The sequence below is a fragment of the Halorubrum sp. SD612 genome (assembly GCF_002135005.1).
In genome coordinates, this window is the sequence record NZ_NEWI01000015.1 from 1 (window position 1) to 19156 (window position 19156).

Annotated in this window: 19 protein-coding genes; 15 read left to right on the forward strand and 4 right to left on the reverse strand. The window is 70.8% G+C overall.

The window, feature by feature from the left end; genetic code table 11:
• A partial coding sequence (locus B9G38_RS03065; protein WP_143415350.1) for an OFA family MFS transporter occupies nucleotides 1-1262 on the forward strand: 1262 nt, incomplete at its 5' end.
• A 39-nt stretch (nucleotides 1263-1301) separates the two neighbouring features.
• Here B9G38_RS03065 and B9G38_RS03070 read toward each other — a convergent pair.
• Both B9G38_RS03070 and B9G38_RS03075 read right to left on the reverse strand, forming a co-directional pair.
• Nucleotides 1302-1715, reverse strand: coding sequence for a hypothetical protein (locus tag B9G38_RS03070; RefSeq protein ID WP_049930965.1), 414 nt, complete (start codon nucleotides 1713-1715; stop codon nucleotides 1302-1304).
• Nucleotides 1712-2320, reverse strand: coding sequence for a class I SAM-dependent methyltransferase (locus tag B9G38_RS03075; protein ID WP_086219435.1), 609 nt, complete (start codon nucleotides 2318-2320; stop codon nucleotides 1712-1714). Before B9G38_RS03075 ends, B9G38_RS03070 begins: the two co-directional genes overlap by 4 nt.
• A gap of 84 nt (nucleotides 2321-2404) precedes the next feature.
• Between B9G38_RS03075 and B9G38_RS03080 the strand changes: the two genes are divergently transcribed.
• The 6 genes from B9G38_RS03080 to B9G38_RS03105 all read left to right on the forward strand — a co-directional run bounded on the left by B9G38_RS03080 (nucleotide 2405) and on the right by B9G38_RS03105 (nucleotide 7764).
• The gene (locus B9G38_RS03080; protein ID WP_086219436.1) at nucleotides 2405-3169 is read left to right on the forward strand and encodes a pirin family protein; all 765 of its coding nucleotides are present in this window, start codon (nucleotides 2405-2407) and stop codon (nucleotides 3167-3169) included.
• A gap of 48 nt (nucleotides 3170-3217) precedes the next feature.
• Nucleotides 3218-4579, forward strand: coding sequence for a TIGR00300 family protein (locus B9G38_RS03085; RefSeq protein ID WP_086219437.1), 1362 nt, complete (start codon nucleotides 3218-3220; stop codon nucleotides 4577-4579).
• Nucleotides 4576-5115 (forward strand): GNAT family N-acetyltransferase, encoded by a 540-nt coding sequence (locus B9G38_RS03090; RefSeq protein WP_086219438.1) that lies wholly within the window; start codon nucleotides 4576-4578, stop codon nucleotides 5113-5115. The genes B9G38_RS03085 and B9G38_RS03090 overlap by 4 nt, the downstream gene beginning before the upstream one ends.
• An 81-nt stretch (nucleotides 5116-5196) precedes the next feature.
• Nucleotides 5197-6186 carry a Gfo/Idh/MocA family protein gene (locus B9G38_RS03095; protein WP_086219439.1) on the forward strand — a complete coding sequence of 330 codons (990 nt, stop codon included), beginning with the start codon at nucleotides 5197-5199 and terminating at the stop codon, nucleotides 6184-6186.
• 144 nt (nucleotides 6187-6330) lie between these two features.
• On the forward strand, nucleotides 6331-6753 hold the full coding sequence (locus B9G38_RS03100; RefSeq protein WP_049930953.1) for a universal stress protein: 423 nt from the start codon (nucleotides 6331-6333) through the stop codon (nucleotides 6751-6753).
• A 138-nt stretch (nucleotides 6754-6891) separates the two neighbouring features.
• Complete coding sequence (locus B9G38_RS03105; RefSeq protein WP_086219440.1) at nucleotides 6892-7764, forward strand: sulfurtransferase; 873 nt, start codon at nucleotides 6892-6894, stop codon at nucleotides 7762-7764.
• Nucleotides 7765-7779: 15 nt separating this feature from the next.
• Here B9G38_RS03105 and B9G38_RS03110 read toward each other — a convergent pair whose 3' ends face one another.
• Entirely contained in the window at nucleotides 7780-8538 is a 759-nt protein-coding gene (locus B9G38_RS03110; RefSeq protein WP_086219441.1) for an SDR family oxidoreductase, read from the reverse strand.
• Between the two features lie 191 nt (nucleotides 8539-8729).
• On the opposite strand from B9G38_RS03110, the gene B9G38_RS03115 reads away from it, so the two are divergent.
• The 7 genes from B9G38_RS03115 to moaA all read left to right on the forward strand — a co-directional run bounded on the left by B9G38_RS03115 (nucleotide 8730) and on the right by moaA (nucleotide 15315).
• Nucleotides 8730-10232: an NAD(P)/FAD-dependent oxidoreductase gene (locus B9G38_RS03115; protein WP_086219442.1), complete on the forward strand. Its 1503-nt coding sequence runs from the start codon at nucleotides 8730-8732 to the stop codon at nucleotides 10230-10232.
• On the forward strand, nucleotides 10229-11167 hold the full coding sequence (locus B9G38_RS03120) for a prenyltransferase (protein WP_049930946.1): 939 nt from the start codon (nucleotides 10229-10231) through the stop codon (nucleotides 11165-11167). Before B9G38_RS03115 ends, B9G38_RS03120 begins: the two co-directional genes overlap by 4 nt.
• Nucleotides 11164-12072 carry a bisanhydrobacterioruberin hydratase gene (cruF, locus tag B9G38_RS03125; protein WP_049930944.1) on the forward strand — a complete coding sequence of 303 codons (909 nt, stop codon included), beginning with the start codon at nucleotides 11164-11166 and terminating at the stop codon, nucleotides 12070-12072. The genes B9G38_RS03120 and cruF overlap by 4 nt, the downstream gene beginning before the upstream one ends.
• A 136-nt stretch (nucleotides 12073-12208) precedes the next feature.
• Nucleotides 12209-12766, forward strand: a complete 558-nt coding sequence (locus tag B9G38_RS03130; protein ID WP_086219443.1) for a diadenylate cyclase — start codon at nucleotides 12209-12211, stop codon at nucleotides 12764-12766.
• Nucleotides 12767-12861: 95 nt separating this feature from the next.
• Entirely contained in the window at nucleotides 12862-13287 is a 426-nt protein-coding gene (locus tag B9G38_RS03135) for a universal stress protein (RefSeq protein ID WP_086219444.1), read from the forward strand.
• A 97-nt stretch (nucleotides 13288-13384) separates the two neighbouring features.
• Nucleotides 13385-14152 carry an MBL fold metallo-hydrolase gene (locus B9G38_RS03140; RefSeq protein ID WP_086219445.1) on the forward strand — a complete coding sequence of 256 codons (768 nt, stop codon included), beginning with the start codon at nucleotides 13385-13387 and terminating at the stop codon, nucleotides 14150-14152.
• 158 nt (nucleotides 14153-14310) lie between these two features.
• The gene (moaA, locus tag B9G38_RS03145; RefSeq protein WP_049930938.1) at nucleotides 14311-15315 is read left to right on the forward strand and encodes a GTP 3',8-cyclase MoaA; all 1005 of its coding nucleotides are present in this window, start codon (nucleotides 14311-14313) and stop codon (nucleotides 15313-15315) included.
• Nucleotides 15316-15379: 64 nt separating this feature from the next.
• On the opposite strand, the gene B9G38_RS03150 is transcribed toward moaA, so the two are convergent.
• Nucleotides 15380-17284 carry a prolyl oligopeptidase family serine peptidase gene (locus B9G38_RS03150; RefSeq protein WP_143415352.1) on the reverse strand — a complete coding sequence of 635 codons (1905 nt, stop codon included), beginning with the start codon at nucleotides 17282-17284 and terminating at the stop codon, nucleotides 15380-15382.
• A gap of 338 nt (nucleotides 17285-17622) precedes the next feature.
• Between B9G38_RS03150 and B9G38_RS03155 the strand changes: the two genes are divergently transcribed.
• Nucleotides 17623-18675, forward strand: coding sequence for a S66 peptidase family protein (locus B9G38_RS03155; RefSeq protein WP_086219447.1), 1053 nt, complete (start codon nucleotides 17623-17625; stop codon nucleotides 18673-18675).
• The last annotated feature ends 481 nt before the right edge of the window (nucleotides 18676-19156 follow it).

The window sequence follows — 19156 nt, forward strand, 5'->3', positions numbered from 1 at the left end:
CGGCCGACAGCGTCGTGTCCTGCGGATGGTGGCACATCGCCGCTGCGGCCGGGATGATGGCGGCGGTGAGCCCGTACCAGTACGTCTGGTCGTCGATCGAGCAGCCGCTCGCGAACAGCCTCGACATCGCGCTGCCGGCGCTGGGCGCGGTGTTCTCGTTTTACGTGGTGTTCCAGTCGCTCTCACAGTTCCCCGCGGGCAAGTGGCGAGACAGCCGCGGCCCGGGGACGCTCACGTTCCTCGCGGCGATCCTCGCCGGCGGCGGGTACATCGGACTGGCGTACGCGACGAGCCTCTGGCAGCTGTACCTCCTGTACTCGCTCGGCGCGGTCGGCGTCGGCATCGTGTACACCGTCGCGGTCAACACCGCGGTCAAGTGGTTCCCCGACCGCACGGGGCTGACGACCGGCGTCGGGACGATGGCGTTCGCGGCCGGAAGCGCTCTCGTCGTCCCGTACGTCCGGGTGAACGCGACCGTGGCGGGGTACGGCGACGTGCTCCGCAACATCGGGATCGGAATCTTACTCGTGACGCTCGTCGGGTCGTTCCTCCTCCGTGACCCGCCGAAAGACTGGCTGGACCGGACGGACGACGCCGACGGCGGGGACGGCGACGAGGGGCTCGCGGCGTCGATCCGCGGCCGCGACTACTCGACGCGCGAGATGCTCTCGACGTGGCAGTTCTGGCTGCTGTACGCGATGTTCATCGCGATGGCGAGCGCGGACCTCCTCGTGATCGCCAACGTGGTCCGGTTCGCGGAGAACTTCGGGCTCGCGGCGCTGATCGCGACGCTCTCCGCGACGCTCCTCCCCATCGCCGCCGGGGTGTCGCGGCTGATCCTCGGCGAGGCGACCGACCGGTTCAGCCGCAAGCGCGTGATGGCGGGCTCGTTCCTCCTCGCCGGGCTGTTCCGGGTCGGGCTGGTGGCCGCCGGCGAGGCCGGTAACGGCGCGGTCTTCGTCGCGTTCGTCCTCGGCGCGATGTTCTTCTCCTCGCCGCTGTACGTCTACTTCCCGTCCCTGCTGGCCGACTACTACGGCTCGGCCAACTCCTCCGGCAACTACGCGGTCCTGTACACCGCGAAGGTCGGCGGCGGCGTCTTCTCCGGCACCGTCGCCGGCTACCTCGTCGCGACGCTCGGCTGGACGCCGACGTTCGCCCTCGGCGGCGCGCTCGCGGTCGCCGCGGGACTGGCGGTGTTCGTCCTCCGGCCGCCGAGCGGCTCGGGGCTGGAAGCGGCCGAGTCGGCGGCGGCGGACTGACCGGGACCGCCGTCGGTCCCGGCTCCTGTTCCGGGCTGGCTACGCTCCCGTCCGCGCCGCGCGACGGACCCCGAGCGACCAGAGCCCGACCGCGACACCCCCGGCCGCGAGCGCCGCGTTGACGCCGGCCGGTTCGAGGCCGAAGGGCGTGAACGCGGGCGCCACGGCGGCGTGGAGCAGGAACCCGACGCCGAACGCGGCGGCGGTTCGACGCGGCCCCCACGCCCGCGAGTCGGGCCGTCGCTCCGTCGCGGCAGAGACGCGGTCGCCGGAGGCGACGACGAGGTGGCCGACGGCGAACACGACCCCGAGGGCGACCGAGCCGGCGAGGTCGACGGGGACGCTCGTCGCGAAGGCGCGGTACCAGTAGACGTGCGCGAGGCGTGCGGCCGCGCCGAGCGCCAGCGCGAGTCCGATGTCGACGACGGCGGCCGCGGCGCGGCGGGGGGTCACGGGAGCGTTCCGACCACGGCGTAGAAGGGCTCCTGACCCGGGCGCTCCGCGATCCGGTCCGTCACGTCGAAGCCGCCGGCGTCGAGGTACCGCTCGACGAGGTCGGCGCGCTCGTCCATCGAGGCGGCCCGCCACGCGCGGACGGCCTTCGTCGGGAACATCCGGTTCGAGAAGCTGACGACTATCGTTCCGCCGGGCGCGAGGACCCGGGCGAACTCCTCGAACACGGGGCCGGGGTACTGGAGGTACTGGACCGACAGCGCACAGCAGACGGCGTCGAACGCGTCGTCGGCGAACGGGAGCGACTGATCTTGGTTGAAGTTGCGCACGACGAACTCGTCGAGCCGGTCGTTCTCGGCCAGCTCGGCCTCGTTGAGCCCGTGACCGACCACGCGCTGGTAGTCGGTGTCGGGCAGGTGCGAGACCCAACTGCTCATCGCGTCGAGGACGCGGTCGCCGGGATCGGTCACGGACGCGTACAGCGCGGTCAGCCGGTCGAGGAACGCGTCGTCGGCGTGGGTGACGAACCGCGGGTCGGCGTAGAACGTCCCGTCGGGGCGGTCGTCCCGCTTGCGCCGGTCGCGGTCCGAGAGGACGGTCGTCACGATATCGGATCGAGGGGCGCGGGGAGTAAGAGGGCGTCGCCCCCACCGGACGGCTTTTGCTCGACGGGACTTTACGGGCTGGTAATGGATTCCGCCGCCGCGGCCGACCGCGACCTCTTCCCCGCGCCTCGCTCCGAGGTCTTTCGAGATCAGGGCAAGTTCCGCACGCGATTCAACTTCCCCGGGCGGAACCTCCCGGACCACGACGACCACGGGTACGGCCCGCTCTCGACGGTCGTCGAGTCGTTCATGGACCCCGGCACGCTGATCCGGATGCACCAGCACCGCGACGAGGAGATCGTCTCGTGGGTGCCCGCGGGGGTGATGCGCCACGACGACCGCGAGGGGAACGAACTCGTCACCGACGCGGAGCACCTCCTCGTGATGAACGCCGGATCGGGCTTCTGGCACGCCGAGGAGACGCTCGCGAACGACCCGCCGCTCCGGATGCTCCAGATATTCGTTCGCCCGCACGACCTCGGTCTGGAGCCCGGGATCCAGCATGGCCCGCTCCCGGACCCCGAACCGGACGAGTGGCGTCGCGTGTTCGCGCCCGCGGGGTCGGACCACCCGTTCACCGTGCGCAACGCGGTCGACTGCCACGACGTTCGGCTCGACGCCGGCGCGGGCGCGACGCTCCCCGATGTCGAGGGGCGGGACGCCTACGTGTACGTCTTCGAGGGGTCGGCCGAGGTCGGCGACGCCGCGCTCTCGGAGACGGAGAGCGCCCTGTGGACCGGCGAGGGTGCCCCGCCGACCGTGACCGCGGGCGACGAGGGCGCGACCGTCGTGGCGTTCCTCGTCGACCCCGACGCGCCGGTGACGCGGCAGGGGACGATCGGGCGGTAGCGACGGCGGCAGGGAAACGGGTTTTACCGGGGGGCGCGACGCCTCCGTATGACCCAGTCGCGGACCGTCGAGTTGGAGGGGCACCTCATCGACAGCGGGACGATGCAGCGCTGCTTCGGCGCGGTGATGGACCTTGGCGGCTCGTTCGACGTCGAGCGGTTCGACGTCGGGAAACACGAGACCGAGGAGTCGTACTGCCGGCTGGCCGTTTCGGCCGACGACCCCGAGACGCTGCGCGCGATCCTCCACGAGCTCCACCAGAACGGCGCGGTCTTGGAGGACCCGTCCGACGTGGAGCTCGTCCCCGCGCCCGCGGACAAGGTGGTGCCGCCGAACTTCTACTCGACGACGAACCACCCGACCGAGGTGCTGTACGACGGCGAGTGGATCGACGTGGAGGGGATCGAGATGGACTGCGCGCTGGTGGTGGAACCCGAGCCGGCAGCGGACGCCGGCGAGGGAGACCGAGCGGACGCATCGGACGCGGGCAACGACGGGGCGGCGCGCGCCCGCACCAAGACGCTCAGCGCGGTCGAGGCGGGCGACCTCGTCGCGACCGACCAGTCCGGGATCCGGGTGAACCCGCCGGAGCGCCCCCGGAGCGGCGGCGGCGCGTTCGGCTTCATGCAGGGCGGCGTCTCCGCGGAGCGCCCCTCCGAGTCGACGATCCGTGAGGTCGCCGCGGAGCTCCGCGCCGTCGAGGCGGACGGCGGGACCGTGATGGTGGTCGCCGGCCCCGCGGTGATCCACTCCGGCGCGGGCGACGCGCTCGCCGACCTCGTCGCCGCGGGCTACGTCGACGCGCTCTCCGCGGGCAACGGCTTCGCCACCCACGACCTGGAGCGCTCGATCTACGGCACCTCGCTCGGGATGGACGTTGAGACGCTCGAACACCCGCGGAAGGGACACAAACACCACATCTGGACCATCTCGGAGATCATCCGCGCCGGCGGGATCGAGGCAGCCGTCGAGGACGGGGTCGTCACGGAGGGGGTGATGTACGAGTGCGTCGAGAACGGCGTCGACACCGTCCTCGCGGGGTCGATCCGCGACGACGGCCCCCTGCCGGACACGATCACGGACGCGGTCGAGGCGCAGGACGCGATCCGCGAGCAGGCCCGCGACGCCGACATCGTGCTCATGCTCGCCACGCTGCTCCACTCCGTCGCGGTCGGCAACTGCCTCCCGTCGACGACGAAGACCGTCTGCGTCGACATCAACCCCGCCACGGTCACCCAGCTGCTCGACCGCGGCTCTGCGCAGGCGGTCGGCATGGTCACCGACATCGGCACGTTCGTCCCGACGCTCGCGGAGTACGTGCTGGAGGGCGAGGAGGGTGGAGGCGCGGAGACCGGGGGCGACGAGTCGGCGGGCGACGGGAGCGGAGGTTCCGCGGAGGGCGACGCGTGACACCCGAAATCCGGCCCTACGACCGCGAGCGCGACGCCGACGGGCTCTACGCGGCGAAGGTCGCCTTCGAGCGCGGCCTCGGCGAGAGCACCGGCGGCGACGGGAAGGCGGCCGCCTACGCGGAGAAGCTCACCGACACGTACCGCGAGCGGTGGCTCGACTGGGTCGACCGCTGCGTCGCCGCCGACCCCCGGTGCGTGACCGTCGCGGTCGACGGGAGCGCCGACGGGCCCGGTGACGAAGCGGCGGCCGACGGCGCGGTCGTCGGCTACGTCTTCGTCCTCCCAGAACGGCTGGCGATGATATGGGACGCGGCGGTGCTGAACGAGCTCTACGTCGCGCCCGAGCACCGCGGGACCGGCGTCGCCGACGACCTGCTGGGCGCCGCGCTCGACCTCGCGGCCGACCAGGAGCTCCCGCTCGACCGACTGGTCCTCGACGTTGACCCGGCGAACGACCGCGCGAGAGCGTTCTACGACCGCCACGGCTTCGAGCCGTGGGGCGAGATGGTCGCGCGGCCGCTGGACGACTCCTGAGGCGGTCGGGACCGGCCGAAGGCGGCCCGGGTCGAGTCCGGCTCCCGAAGCTACAAGCGCGTCCGCCCGCTCTCGTCGGGCGTGATACAGATCGGCATCGTCGGCTGCGGCGTCATCGGGAACCGCCTCGCGGGCGTCATAGCGGACCACGACCGGTTCGAGCTGGCGGCCGCCTGCGACCTCGACGCCGACCGCGCCGCGTCGCTCGCGGCCGACCACGGGACCGACCGCACCGCGACGACGACGGACCACGAGGCGCTCGTCGAGACGGACGGCCTCGACGCCGTCTACGTCGGCGTCCCGCCGCTCGCGCACCGGGAGGTTGTCGCCGACGCGCTCGCGGCCGGCAAACACGTGATCTGCGAGAAGCCCATCGCGGCGGACGCGGAGACGGGCCGCGAGCTCGTCGCGCTCGCCGAGGAGACCGACCGCGTCACGGCCGTGAACCTCCCGTTCCGCTACACCCCCGGCTTCGTCCGGCTCCGGGAGGCGGTCGAAGCGGGCGAGGTCGGCGACCCGCGTCGGGTCGAACTCCGGTTCCGGTTCCCCGAGTGGCCCCGCGAGTGGCAGGACGTGGCGTGGCTGGAGTCGCGCGAGCAGGGCGGCCCGCTCCGGGAGGTGGGGACGCACTTCCTGTTCGGCGTCCGTGAGCTGTTCGGCCCGGTCGAGACCGTCTCGGCGGACGTGGGGTACTCCGGACCCGACACCTATGAGGACGACGCGGTCGCGACGTTCCGGGCCGGCGGGGTCCGCGGGACGCTCGACCTGCTGTGCGACCATGAGGGCGAGGAAGAGAACAGCGTCACCGTCGTCGGCGAGGAGGCGTCGCTGTCGCTGACGGAGTGGTACCGGCTCGTTCGCGACCGCGGCCGCGAGACCGAGGCGACGCTCGTCGACGAGCGCGGCGACAGCGTGCGCGCGCTCCTGACTGAGTTCGCGAGCGCGCTCGACGGCGACGACGGCGACCTCGTCTCGTTCGCGGAGGCGACCCGCGTTCAGGAGGTGCTCGACGCGATCCACGCCTCCGAGGGCGACTCGGTCCGGCCGGGAGCGAACGCCGGCGGACGGTAAGGTCGGCTCCGACCGGTGGCGGGTGCCGGCGGACGATGGAATCCGCCGTCGCCGCCCGCGGCGCGACGCGGAGTCGCCGCCGGCAGAGCCGCAGACCGGGAACGCCCGACAGGAATTATGTGTCCGTCGGACGCATCTCCGCGTATGAGCTACCTCGTTGCGACCGACGGATCGACGGAGGGGGACGAGGCGGTCCGGTACGCGGCGCGACAGGCGGTCGCGTTCTACGAGACGCTGGAGATCGCCCACGTGTTAACGCCGGACTCGGAACTGGTCGACGGCACGATCATCCTCCCGGGCGAGGACGCGGCCGTCGAGGCCGGGCAGGGGGTCTTAGACAGCGCCCGCGCCATCGCCGAGGAGGCGGTCGACGAGCCGATCACCGTGGAGACCCAACTGCTCACGGGCCGGCCGGCCGACGCGATCACCGAGTACGCGGCCGAAGAGACGGTCGACGCGATCTACGTCGGTCACCGCGGGCTCTCCGAGGAGCGCGAGCAGGTCGTGGGCAGCGTCGCCAAGAGCGTCGTCGACAAGGCGGACGTGCCAGTGACGGTGATCCGGTAGGTGTCAGCCGGAATAAACGAGCGAGCGCGCTCGAGGCGGTCGAAATCCGGCGTTCCGGCCGGCTGCCGGTCGTCACAGGCGCCGGAAAGAACCGCCATTATCGGACGTTCAAAGCGGGCTTAGGCCATACTACGGGTGATGTCCGAAGACGTACTCGTCACGGCGGACTGGGTCGAAGAGCGCCTCGACACCTTTCAGGACGACGACGCCGACCACCGGCTCGTCGAGATCAACAACCCGACCGTCACCGACGAGTCGGAGTACACGCCCTACGAGGAGGGCCACATACCCGGCGCGTTGAACTTCGAGTGGGACGCGGTCTTCACCGACGAGACGGAGCGCGATATCGTCTCGAAGGGGGATTTCGCGGCGCGAAACGGTGAGGGCGGCATCGACGCCGACACCACCGTCGTCGTGTACGGCGGCGGCCGCGTGCCGAACTGGTTCGCGCTGTTCGGCTACTGGATCTACAAGTACTACGGTCACGACGACATCCGCGTGGTCGACGGCGGGAAGGGGTACTGGGTCGAGAACGACTACCCGCTCTCCACGGAGGAGCCCGACTTCACGCCCCGCGATTACGAGGCCCGCGGTCCCTTCGAGAGCGTCCGCGCGTACAAAGACGACATCGACAAGGCGATCGAGGAGGGGATCCCGATGGTCGACGTCCGCTCGCCCGAGGAGTTCTCCGGCGAGGTCATCGCCCCCGAGGGGCTCAACGAGACCGCCCAGCGCGGCGGTCACATCCCCGGTGCGAGCAGCGTCCCGATCGGCACGACGCTGAACGAGGACGGGACGTTCAAGAGCGCGGACGAGCTCCGCGAGCTGTACAGCGACGCCGGCGTCGACGGCGACGAGTCGACGATCACCTACTGCCGCGTCGGCGAGCGCTCGTCGATCGAGTGGTTCCTCCTCCACGAGCTGCTCGGCTACGACGACGTGCGGAACTACGACGGCTCGTGGACCGAGTGGGGGAACCTCGTCGGCGCGCCGATCGAGACGGGCGAGTAACGCGCGCCAAACTGCCTACCGCGTCGCGGACTTCCACTCCCGTAACCCGAGGCGACCGCCGTTCAGGTCCCCGGCCGGCGCCTCGGTGGCGGCCCAGACGAACAGCGGCGCGACGCTCTCGGGGTCGCGGGCGCGCTCTTTCCCCGTGAGGTCGGTCGCGACGAGCCCGGGGTCGACGACGCCGACCGTCGCGTCGAGGTCGGCGGCGAACCCGCGCGCGACCCCCTCGGCGGCCGCCTTCGACACCGCGTACGCGCCCATCCCGGGCTTCGACTCGGCGGCGACCGCGCCCGACGGGACGAGGACGCGCGCGTCGTCGGCCAGGTGCGGGACGGCCTCGCGGATCGTCGCGAACACGCCGCGCGCGTTCGTGCGCATCGTGTCGTCGTAGTCGGCGTACGTGACCTCGGTCGTCGGCCGCTCGCCCGGCGAGCCGTGGAACACGCCGGCGTTCGCGAACACGACGTCGACCGGGCCGGCCTCGCGGGCGACGCGCTCGAAGAAGCGTTCGAGGTCGAACTCGTCGCGCACGTCGACGCGGTCGCCCCACGCGGTCCCGCCGTCGTCCGCCGGCGAGCCGTCCCCGGCGTCCGCGTCGCCCTCGGCGTCGCCGTCCGGGTCGTCGCCCGCGCCGTTCAGTGCCGCGACGGTCCGATCGACGGCCGCGCCGTCGCGTCCGGAGACGGCGACGAACGCCCCCTCGTCGACGAACGCCTCGGCGACGGCCCGCCCGATCCCACTCGTTGCTCCGGTGATCGCGACCGTCAGATCCATGTGAACGGGAGTACGCGCGTCGGCGACTTAGTGGTATCCACTCCGGCCGCCCCCGCCGCTCCGCTCGCGCGCTCCCGTCGCCGTGGCGGACCGCTGCGATGCCGTCGCGAGCCCCGCCGACCGAACGTGTCAGGGACCTTCCCGCGACGCGTCTGACCGGATTTATACCGGAGCCGTCCCTAGGATCGCGTATGGACGTGGTCCCGGACATCGACGGCGTTGCCGGCGAGTCCGTCGTCGTTATCGGCGGCGGATTCGGCGGACTCTCGACGGCCTGTTACCTCGCGGACGCCGGCGCGGACGTCACGCTGTTGGAAAAGAACGAACAGCTCGGCGGCCGCGCCAGCCGGCTCGAAGTCGACGGCTTCCAGTTCGACATGGGGCCGTCGTGGTACCTGATGCCCGACGTCTTCGAGCGCTTCTTCGGGCACTTCGGGCGGTCGCCGGACGAGTTCTACGAGCTGGAGCGGCTCGACCCACACTACCGCGTGTTCTGGAAAGACGGGGACAAGGTCGACGTGCTGCCGGACCGCGATGCGAACCGGGAGATATTCGAGTCGTACGAGCCCGGCGCGGGCGAGGCGTTCGACGCGTACCTCGAGGAGTCCCAGCGGACCTACGAGATCGGGATGGAACACTTCGTGTACGAGGACCGCCCGCGGCTGCGCGATTACGTGGACACCGACGTGCTGCGCTACTCGTGGGGGCTCTCGCTGCTCGGCAAGATGCAGGGGCACGTCGAGGACTACTTCGACCACCCGAAGCTCCAGCAGCTGATGCAGTACACGCTCGTGTTCCTCGGCGGCTCGCCGACGAACACGCCGGCGCTGTACAACCTGATGAGCCACGTCGACTACAACATGGGCGTCTACTACCCCGACGGCGGGATCGGCGCGGTCGTCGACGGCATCGTCGAACTCGCCGAAGACCTCGGCGTCGACTTCGTCACCGACGCCGGGGTGACGGGGATCGAGGGGCGGTACGGCGCGTTCGCGGTCGACACCGAGAACGGCGAGCGCTACCTCGCCGACCGCGTCGTCTCCGACGCCGACTACGCGCACACCGAACAGGAACTGCTGCCCGAGCGCAAGCGGCAGTACACCGAGGAGTACTGGGAGTCGCGGACGTACGCGCCCTCCGCGTTCCTACTGTACCTCGGCGTCGAGGGCGACGTGCCGAACCTCGAACACCACACGCTCGTCCTCCCGACCGACTGGGACGAACACTTCGAACAGATATTCGACGATCCCGAGTGGCCCGACGACCCCGCCTACTACCTCTGCGTCCCCTCGAAGACCGACGACACGGTGGCGCCGGAGGGCCACAGCAACCTCTTCGCGCTCGTCCCGATCGCGCCCGGGATCCGTGACACCCCCGAGATCCGCAACCGGTACCGCGACCTCGTGATCGACGACATCGCGGAGAACACCGGGACCGACCTCCGCGGCCGGGTCGTCGTCGAGGAGACGTTCTCGGTCGACGACTTCGCGGACCGGTACAACAGCTACGCGGGCAGCGCGCTGGGGCTGGCGCACACGCTCACGCAGACCTCGCTGCTCCGGCCCGGGCATACCTCGGACGCGGTCGACGGGCTGTACTTCACCGGATCGACGACGACGCCCGGTATCGGCGTCCCGATGTGTCTCATCAGCGGGGGGCTGACCGCGGAAGCGATGGCCGGCGACGACGTGTGATCTCCGCCGTGAGCGACCAGAATCGACCGGCGACCGACGGCGAGCGAGCCACCGCCGAGGGCGGGGACCGGCCCGCGAGAAGCGGCGGCGAGGGGCTCCGGTACCTGCTGGTGCTGTCGCGGCCGCGGTTCTGGCTCTACCTCGCCGGGCCGGTCGCCGTCGGCGTCACCTACGGGATCGGCGACGTGAGCGGGCTGTTCACGCCCGTCACGGTCGCGCTCGCGGCGTACTTCCTCGTGCCGGCCAACGTCTTCCTCTACGGCGTCAACGACGTGTTCGACGCCGACATCGACGAGCTGAATCCGAAGAAGGAGGGCCGCGAGGCGCGCTGGCGAGGGAGCCGGTTCGTCTCGGTCGCCGTCGTCGCGTCCGGCGCGCTGGGGCTCGCGACGCTCGCGATCACCCCGCGGGTCGCGTGGCCGTACCTGCTCGGCTTCCTCGCCCTGGCGGTCGGCTACAGCGCGCCGCCGGCCCGGTTCAAGACGACGCCGTTCCTCGACTCGCTGTCGAACGGGTTGTACGTCCTCCCCGGCGCGGCGGCGTACGCGACGGTTGCGGGCGCGCACCCGCCGCTCGCGGCGCTCGCGGGCGCGTGGCTCTGGACGATGGGGATGCACACGTTCTCCGCGATCCCGGACATCGAGCCGGACCGCGCGGCGGGGATCGACACGACCGCGACCGTCCTCGGCGAGGCGCGCACGTACGCCTACTGCTTCGGGGTGTGGACCGCCGCGGCCGCCGCGTTCTGGCTCGTCGACCCGCGGCTGGGCGCCCTGCTCGGCGTGTATCCGCTGTTCGTCGCGTGGGTCGCGCGCTCGTCGGTCTCGGTCGACCGCGCGTACTGGTGGTTCCCGGCGCTGAACACCGTCGTCGGCACGCTGCTGTCGATGGGCGGCCTCTGGCGGGTGTACCCGCTCTGGGAGGCGCTACCGTGAGCGACGGCGACCGGGCGGGATCGGCCGGGACGACCGCCGCCGCGACGACCGGCTCTCGGCTCGACGCGCTCCGCGAGCGCGCGCCGGACACGCGCAACGAGGCCGAGGCGCTGCTGGACCGGCTCGTCCGTGAGAACCGCTTCACCATCGCGGTCGTCTTCCCGCTCGTCGGGGCGATCGCGCTCGTCGGCAGCGCCGAGGGGTGGGTGCCCGAGCCGTTCGCGTTCCACCCGTGGTTCGTGCTGTTCGGCGTGATCGTGATGCGCTCGCCGCTGGTCGTCGGCGTGCTACCGACGATCGACCGCCGCGCGCTCGGCTGGATCGGCGTCCTAATGGCGTACACGTACCTCATCGAGTCGGTCGGCGTCGCCACCGGGTGGCCGTACGGGGAGTTCGCGTACACGGTCGACCTCGGACCGATGCTCGGCGGGGTCCCGGTCGCGCTTCCCGTCTTCTTCATCCCGCTCGTGATGAACGCCTACCTGCTGTGTCTGCTGCTGCTCGGCCCGCGCGCCGACAGCGTGTGGGTCCGGCTGGCGACGGTGATCCCGGTCGTCGTCGCGATGGACGTCGTGTTGGACCCCGGCGCAGTGTCGCTCGGCTTCTGGAACTTCGGCGGCGGACCGTTCTACGGCGTGCCCCTCTCGAACTACGCCGGGTGGGTGCTGTCGGCGATCGTCGCCGTCGTCACGCTCGACCGCGCCTTCGCGGCGGTCGGGATCCGCGACCGGCTGCGCGACTGCGAGTTCATGCTCGACGACATGGTGAGCTTCGTGATCCTCTGGGGCGGGATCAACGTCTGGTTCGGGAACCTCCTGCCCGCGGCGGTCGCGGCCGCGTTCGGCGTCGGCCTCGTCCGCGCCGACCGGTTCGACACGCGACTGTTCACGGAGTGGCGGCGATAGCGAGCGCCCGGGGCGAGCGCGGCGGCCGTGCGACGCCGCCCCACTCGGTGGCTCTTATATACCGGGGACTCGTTTGCTCGACCGTGACCGACGGCGGCAATCGCGGCGGGCGACCGAACCGGGAGGACCGACGGCGATGAGCGACCTCGCCATCGACTACGGCGACCACGAGCGAGTGTGCGAGGTCGTCGACCGGCTGCTCTACTGCGCCGAGGGCGTCAGCGTCTCCTTCGACGGGTGGGAGGAGGCGCACGTGAAGGGACCGGGGCTGTACTTCGCCGTCATCGGCGACAGCGACTACGGGGCGTACGCGGACCCGATGGGGGACAACCGCTGGCCCCGCGACACCGCCCCATCCGTCTTCGACGGGGGCGCGCTCGCGACGGCGGCGGAGTCGGTGAGCGTCGCGCAGGACGGCGGCGTCGTCGGCGCGGTCGACGGCGAGATCGAGGTCCAGATGGTCCGCTTCCGCGACCTGGGCACCCGCGACGAGGAGACCGATCTCGTCGACGACGTGAGCTACGAGCCGTGGATGGGGTCGCGGCACATGAGCGCCATCGAGACCTCGGTCCGCCCGGAGGTCGTGGCGACGGTGACGCTGAGCGAGGAGACCGGCCGCGTCAGCGTCTTCCGCGACGGGGAGGCGAACAGCATGCGGCGCGAGGAGATCGGCGGCCGCTGGCGCGGCGAGTAGCGCGCTTCGCGCCCGGCAGTTAGCACGGGCGCGTCGCTCCCGGAGTCCGGCCCCGAGGCCCCACGGTTAAGCCTCGGCCGGGCGAACGACGACGCATGTACGACGAGATACTGGTTCCGACCGACGGGAGCGAGGCGGTCGACCGCGCGCTCGAACACGCGGTCCGGCTCGCGACGGACCACGACGCGACGCTCCACGCGCTGTACGTCGTCGACCGGCGGATCGCGGCCGCCAACTCGGGCGACCTCCACGACGAGGTCGTCGAGGACCTCGAATCGCAGGGCGAGGCCGCCGTCGCGGCGGTCGCCGACGCGGCCGCCGAGGCCGGGCTGGACACCGAGACGCACGTCGCGCACGGGACGCCCGACACGGAGATCGTCGGGTACGCCGACGAGGCCGGCATCGACGTGATCGTGATGAGCCCGGAGGGGAAGTCGCCGCGCGAGCGGATTCGGTCGCTCGGGAGCGTCTCAGACCGCGTCGCCGACGACGCGTCGGTTCCGGTGTTCCTCATCAAGTGACCCGCCCCTCGGAGCGAGTCCGATCGGACCGGAGCCGACCACGGTCGACCGCCGCGCGGCCGAGCCAATTAGGTGGGTGGGGCCGCGACCCGTCGGCATGGAACTCACCGTGCTCGGGTCCGGCAGCGCGATGCCGGTCCCGGACCGCGCGCAGGCCGGCTACCTCCTCAACGACGGCGACCGATCGCTGCTCGTCGACTGCGGCAGCGGCGTCCTCCAGCGGCTCGCGGGGACCGACACGGGCTACGAAGGCGTCTCGACGGTCCTCCTGACCCACCACCACCTCGACCACGTCGCGGCGCTGTTGCCGCTCCTGAAGGCCCGCTGGCTCGCCGGCGAGGAACACCTCGAAGTCGTCGGGCCCGCGGGCACGAAGTCGCTCGTCGACGGCCTGCTCGGCGTTCACGACTACCTCGACGGCCGGATCGACCTCGCCGTCCGCGAGGTGTCGAGCGCGTGCCCGTTCGCCGCCGGCGGGTTCGACGTGACGGCCCGGGAGACGCGCCACTCGATGGACGGGTTCGCCTACCGCTTCTCGCCGCCGAGTTCGGACGCCGCGGCCGCTGACGGCCCGCTCGCGCTCTCCGGAGACACCGAGGCGTTCGCGGGCATGGCGCGGTTCGCGGACGGCGCCGACTGCCTCGTCCACGACTGCTCGTTCCCAGATGACGTCGACGTGTCGAATCACCCGACGCCGACGAGCCTCGGCGAGTCGCTGGCGGACGTCGAGGTCGGGACGCTCCTGCTCTCGCACCTCTACCCGCACACCGGCGGCCGCGAGCGCGAGATGACGGAAAGCGTCCGCGAGGCGGGGTTCGACGGCGAGGTACGGGCCGCGGCCGACGGACTGCGCGTGTCGCTGTGACCGCCGCGCGGACTCGGACCGCAACCGTCGGTCGGCCGCTCACCGGTCTCGACGTAACCGTCGGTCGGCCGCACGTCGGCTTGGACGTAACCGACAAACGTTACCTATCCGCACGAACGACCCGGATATTTAAGCGCGCGTGGTCGTTCCTGTCTTCCATGGCCGGCCCACTCGCGGACGACTTCGGACGGGAGGTGACGGGGGTGCGGATCTCGCTTACCGACCGGTGTAACTTCGACTGCGTCTACTGTCACAACGAGGGGTTAGGCGATACGCGCGGGCCGATGGAGCCGAGCGACGCGGAGATGAGCGCCGACGACGTGGTCCGGTTCCTCGAGGTCGTCGAGGGATACGGCGTCGACGCCGTGAAGTTCACCGGCGGCGAGCCGATGCTCCGGCAGGACCTGGAGGAGATCATCGAGCGCACGCCAGATTCGATGGAGGTGTCGATGACGACGAACGGCACGTTCCTCCCCGGGCGCGCCGCGGACCTGAAGGCCGCCGGCCTCGACCGCGTCAACGTCTCGCAGGACGCGCTCGACCCGGACGACTTCGCCGAGGTGACGAAGTCCGGCGCCTACGAGCAGGTCCTCGAAGGCGTGAAGGCGGCGGTCGAGGCCGGGCTCGACCCCGTGAAGCTCAACATGGTCGTGTTCACGCACACCGCGGGCTACGTCGAGGAGATGGTCGAGCACGTCGCCGACAACGAGGGGCTCCAGCTCCAGCTCATCCAGTACATGCCGGAGCTGACCGGCAAGCCGGAGTGGAACGTCGACATCGGGCGCGTCCACGACTGGCTCGCCGAGAAGGCGGACCGCGTCGAACACCGCGAGATGCACGACCGGAAGCGCTACTTCGTCGGCGAGGCGAGCGACGACGAGACGGGCGGCATGGTCGAGATCGTCGACCCCGTCGAGAACGAGGACTTTTGCGCCAACTGCGGCCGCGTCCGCGTCACCCACGAGGGGTACCTGAAGGGGTGTCTCAACCGCAACGACGACCTCCGGTCGATGGGCGAGATGACCCGCGAAGAGATCGCGGACACCTTCGAGGAGGTGGTGGCCAATCGGGTTCCTTACTACGGCGAGTACCTCGTCGAGGGCGACGACGGCGAGTACGAACTCAACGAGAAGTACCTCGGGACGCCGCCCGCCGCGGACTGAGGCACGGGCCGATGGGCGCGGAGCGCGCCGCGATCGCCGACGTTCGGAGCGCGCCGGTCGGGGCCTACTCCGGCGGCTCGTACGGCCGACTGCTCCCGTCGTCCGGGAGCCGACGCAGGTACTTCGCGAACAGGTCCGCCACACGGGTGTACGCGTCGAGGACGTGGTCCAGTTCGCCGAACCCATGTGGCTCGCCCTCGTACCGGCGGAGCTCGTGGCGGGCGTCGTGTTTCTCCAGCTCGGCGACGAGCTGCTCCGACTGGCTGATCGGGACGCGGGCGTCCTCCTCGCCGTGGAGCACCATGAGCGGGTCGTCGATGTCGGGGACAGTCCGGATCGGGCTCGCGTCGCGGTAGGCGTCGAGGTCGGCGACGAAGTCGCCCAGCTCGCGCTTGAGTAGTTGCCACCCCACGTCGTCGGTGTCGTCGACGAACGACTCGTAGTCGTACACGCCGTAGAAGGCGGCGCCGGCGCGGAACCGGTCGCTGTTGCCGAGCGCGTTCACGGTCATCAGCCCGCCGCCGGAGCCGCCGAATATCCCGACGCGGTCGCCGTCGACGGCGTCGTAGCGCGCCGCCGTCGCGTCCGCGGCGCGGATCACGTCGTCGAGGTCGCCGCCGCCCCAGTCGCCGTCGTTCGCCATGCGGAACGCCCGACCGAACCCGTCGGAGCCGCGGTAGTTGGGGCGGACGACCGCGTAGCCGAGCGCCGCGAAGTACGCCGCCCGGTGGTCGAAACCGAAGCCGTCGAAGGCGGTCGGACCGCCGTGCGGCTTCACGAGGAGCGGGACGGAGTCCGGCTCGGCGGCCGACGCGGGCGGGTGGACCACCGCGTTGACCCCGGTCCCGTCGGAGTCGTAGGTGAACGCCTCCGGGGCCGGAAGCCGGTCCGACAGCCCCGCCGTCGCCGTCGGCGTGCGTCGCTCGCCGGTCGCCGCGTCGACCGCGGTCGGCGGCTCGGTCGGCGTCTCCCGGACCGACAGCACGCGGTCGCCGTCCCACCGCGGTGCGCCGTGGATCGCGTCGCCGGTCGCGAGGGCGGTCGCGTCGGCGGCCGCGTCGGGGTCGGCGCCCGTCCCGGGGCCGGCGTCCGCGAGCGCGCCGTCGACGTCGACCGCGTGGACGTGCGTCCGGCCGCCCGCGGTGGCGGTCACGGCGAGCCTGTCGCCCGCGTCGTTCCACTCGGGCGCGGCGATCTCGGTCTCCGGGACGCCGTAGATCGGCGTCGGCGAGTCGCTCCCGTCGGCCGCGGGTTCGTCGCCGCCGACGCCGTACACCGCGTCGTATCCGCTGCCGTCGTGGACGAACGCGACCGCCTCGTCGTCGCCGGGTCGCGGGCGCGGACAGGCCGCCCGGACGCCCGGTTCGGCGAACAGTTCGGTGACGGCCCCGCTGCCGTCGCCACCGAATGGGACGCGGACGAGCGCGGCCTCGTAGTCGAACAGGTCGGCGTGTGCCGAGCGCGTCGCGACGACGCTGTCGCCCTGCCAGTGCGGGTCGGCGTAGAGGTACTCGCCGGTCGCGATCGCCTCGATCCGGTCGCCGTCGGGGGAGACGACCGCGAGGCTCGCCCGCGAGAAGGCGTCGGTGACGATCGCGATCCCGGGCTCGCCCCACGCGAGGCCGGAGATGCCGCCCTCCAAGTCGGTCAGCACCTCGACCGCGCCGGTGTCGGCGTCGACGGTCGCCAGCTCGGCGTCGCCGGTGACGAAGGCGATCCGGTCGCCGTCGGGACTCCAGTCGAGCCACCGCGCGTCGGTGCGCCCGTAGCGCATGGCCGACGCCCCCCGGCTCGTGAGCCGGCGGTCCTCGCCGTCGGTCGCCAGCCAGACGTCGGTGGTCAGCTCGCGGTTCTTCGCGTACGCGATCCGCCCGTCGGGTCCGACCGCGGCTTGGACAACGCGGTCTGCGACGGCCATGTCGGCGAGCAGCCCGTCGTAGTCGGTGTCTCTGAGGTCTCGTCGGTACACGTGTGTCACTGCGGTGAGCGAGCACTTGGGCGTATGGCTCCCGGAAGGGGTAGCTCACGAGACGTTGGACTCGTTATCACGGCGCAATTGAACCCTCTCCCGCTGAGAGTCCGCTGAGCGCGTGCCGAACGCAGAACGCAAGCGTTGTATTCTCCCGTGTTCTGCGGGGCGATCTGCCGTGTGAATCTGGACGGAGACCGTCTCGACGCTTAATTCGCGCAGTGAGAAGCGGGTATCGGGCGTCCACTCGTGCGTCTCGTGCCAGTCTCCCGATTATTCCTGATACTGCGGCACACGGGTGAATAAAAGATATATGACGTCCTTCGTAGATCCCAGTCGTGTCTGAGTTCCTCACTCCGCCCCCTGTCGAACCCGGCGATCGGGTCGCGGTCGTCGCGCCGGCGTCGAACGCACCCGAGTCTGCGCGGTTCGTCTACGAACTCGGTCTCGAGCGAATGCGCGACGTTTTCGACCTCGATCCGGTGGAGTATCCGACCGCGACCGCCGACCCGGAGTGGCTTGCGGACAATCCGGAGGCACGCGCCGAGGAGGTTATGAACGCATTCCGCGACCCGGACGTCTCAGCCGTGATCGCAAACATCGGAGGCCACGACCAGATCACGATCCTCTCGTATCTCGACGGAGACGTACTCCGTGAACACCCGACCCGGTTCTACGGGTACTCAGACAACACGAACCTGGCCCTGTTCCTCTGGAACCAGGGGATCGTCTCGTACTACGGCGGATCGACGCTGCTCGAATACGCGATGGACGGAGAGATGTTCGATTACACGGAGGAGTACCTGCGGCGTGCGCTCTTCGAGGACTCGATCGGCGACTGGACCGAAGCAGAGGTGTTCACTGACGAGGCCGGGGACTGGGAAGATCCGGAGTCGGTCGAGACTACTCGCGAGATCGAACAATCCGACGGCCGGATCTGGCGCGGCGGTGAAGAGGCGGTCTCGGGTCGGATCTGGGGCGGTTGCTACGCAGTCCTCGTCGAACAGTTCCTCGCCGATCGGTACCTGCCCGACCCCGACGCGCTGACCGGTACTGTCCTCGCGCTAGAGACGAGCGAATTGGTCCCTGACCCGGCCGTCGTCGGTGCGAACCTTCGCGCACTCGGCGAGCGCGGCCTTCTCGAACGATTCGACGGTGTGCTTGTCGGGCGCCCCGCCGCTCGCTCACACATCGAAGAGAATCCGCGAGAGTGGCGAGCGGAGTATCGGGAGCGCCAGCGCGAGGCGATTAGTGACGCGGTCGAGACGTACAATCCGAACGCTCCCGTTGTCTTCAATTGCGAGTTCGGACACACGTACCCGACGTGTCCCATCCCGATCGGCGGTGAGGTCGAAATCGACCCCTCGACCGCATCCATTCGCCTTCTTTGAGTTCACGGCGGGCTAGAATCCGGTGCCAGATAGATTCTCTGTGTCCAGACGGAATGAGACCGGGATTCACGCGCAAGGTGTGCCGGCCACCGCTGACCGGGGGTGGTGTACAGGCGCGGGTCATTCTGAGGCCGCAGCTACCTGTTCCACCAACAGTCTTCGACGACGAGGGATCGATCGAGGACGCCGAGGTCCGTGATTCCGCTTTGGCGAGGTTGCGGGCGATGCCGTCCGGGTCGTGGCGGGGGCGAGCGTGCTCGATACTGCTCCGTATCGGTGGTTCGAGAGACGTCGTGTCGACACCGCCGGGCTCGGTATCGTTTCCGTCGCGGTCGACGGTCGATTTCGGATCCTGCCGAACGAGGGTCCCGCCGAGCCGGTTCCGGTCGACGGTCCACGGAGAACCGCAACACGGGTAGGCGATCTCGGCGCCGCGTCCAGTGAAAGTCGGATGCGTGCGAGGGACCCGTTAATCTGCGGA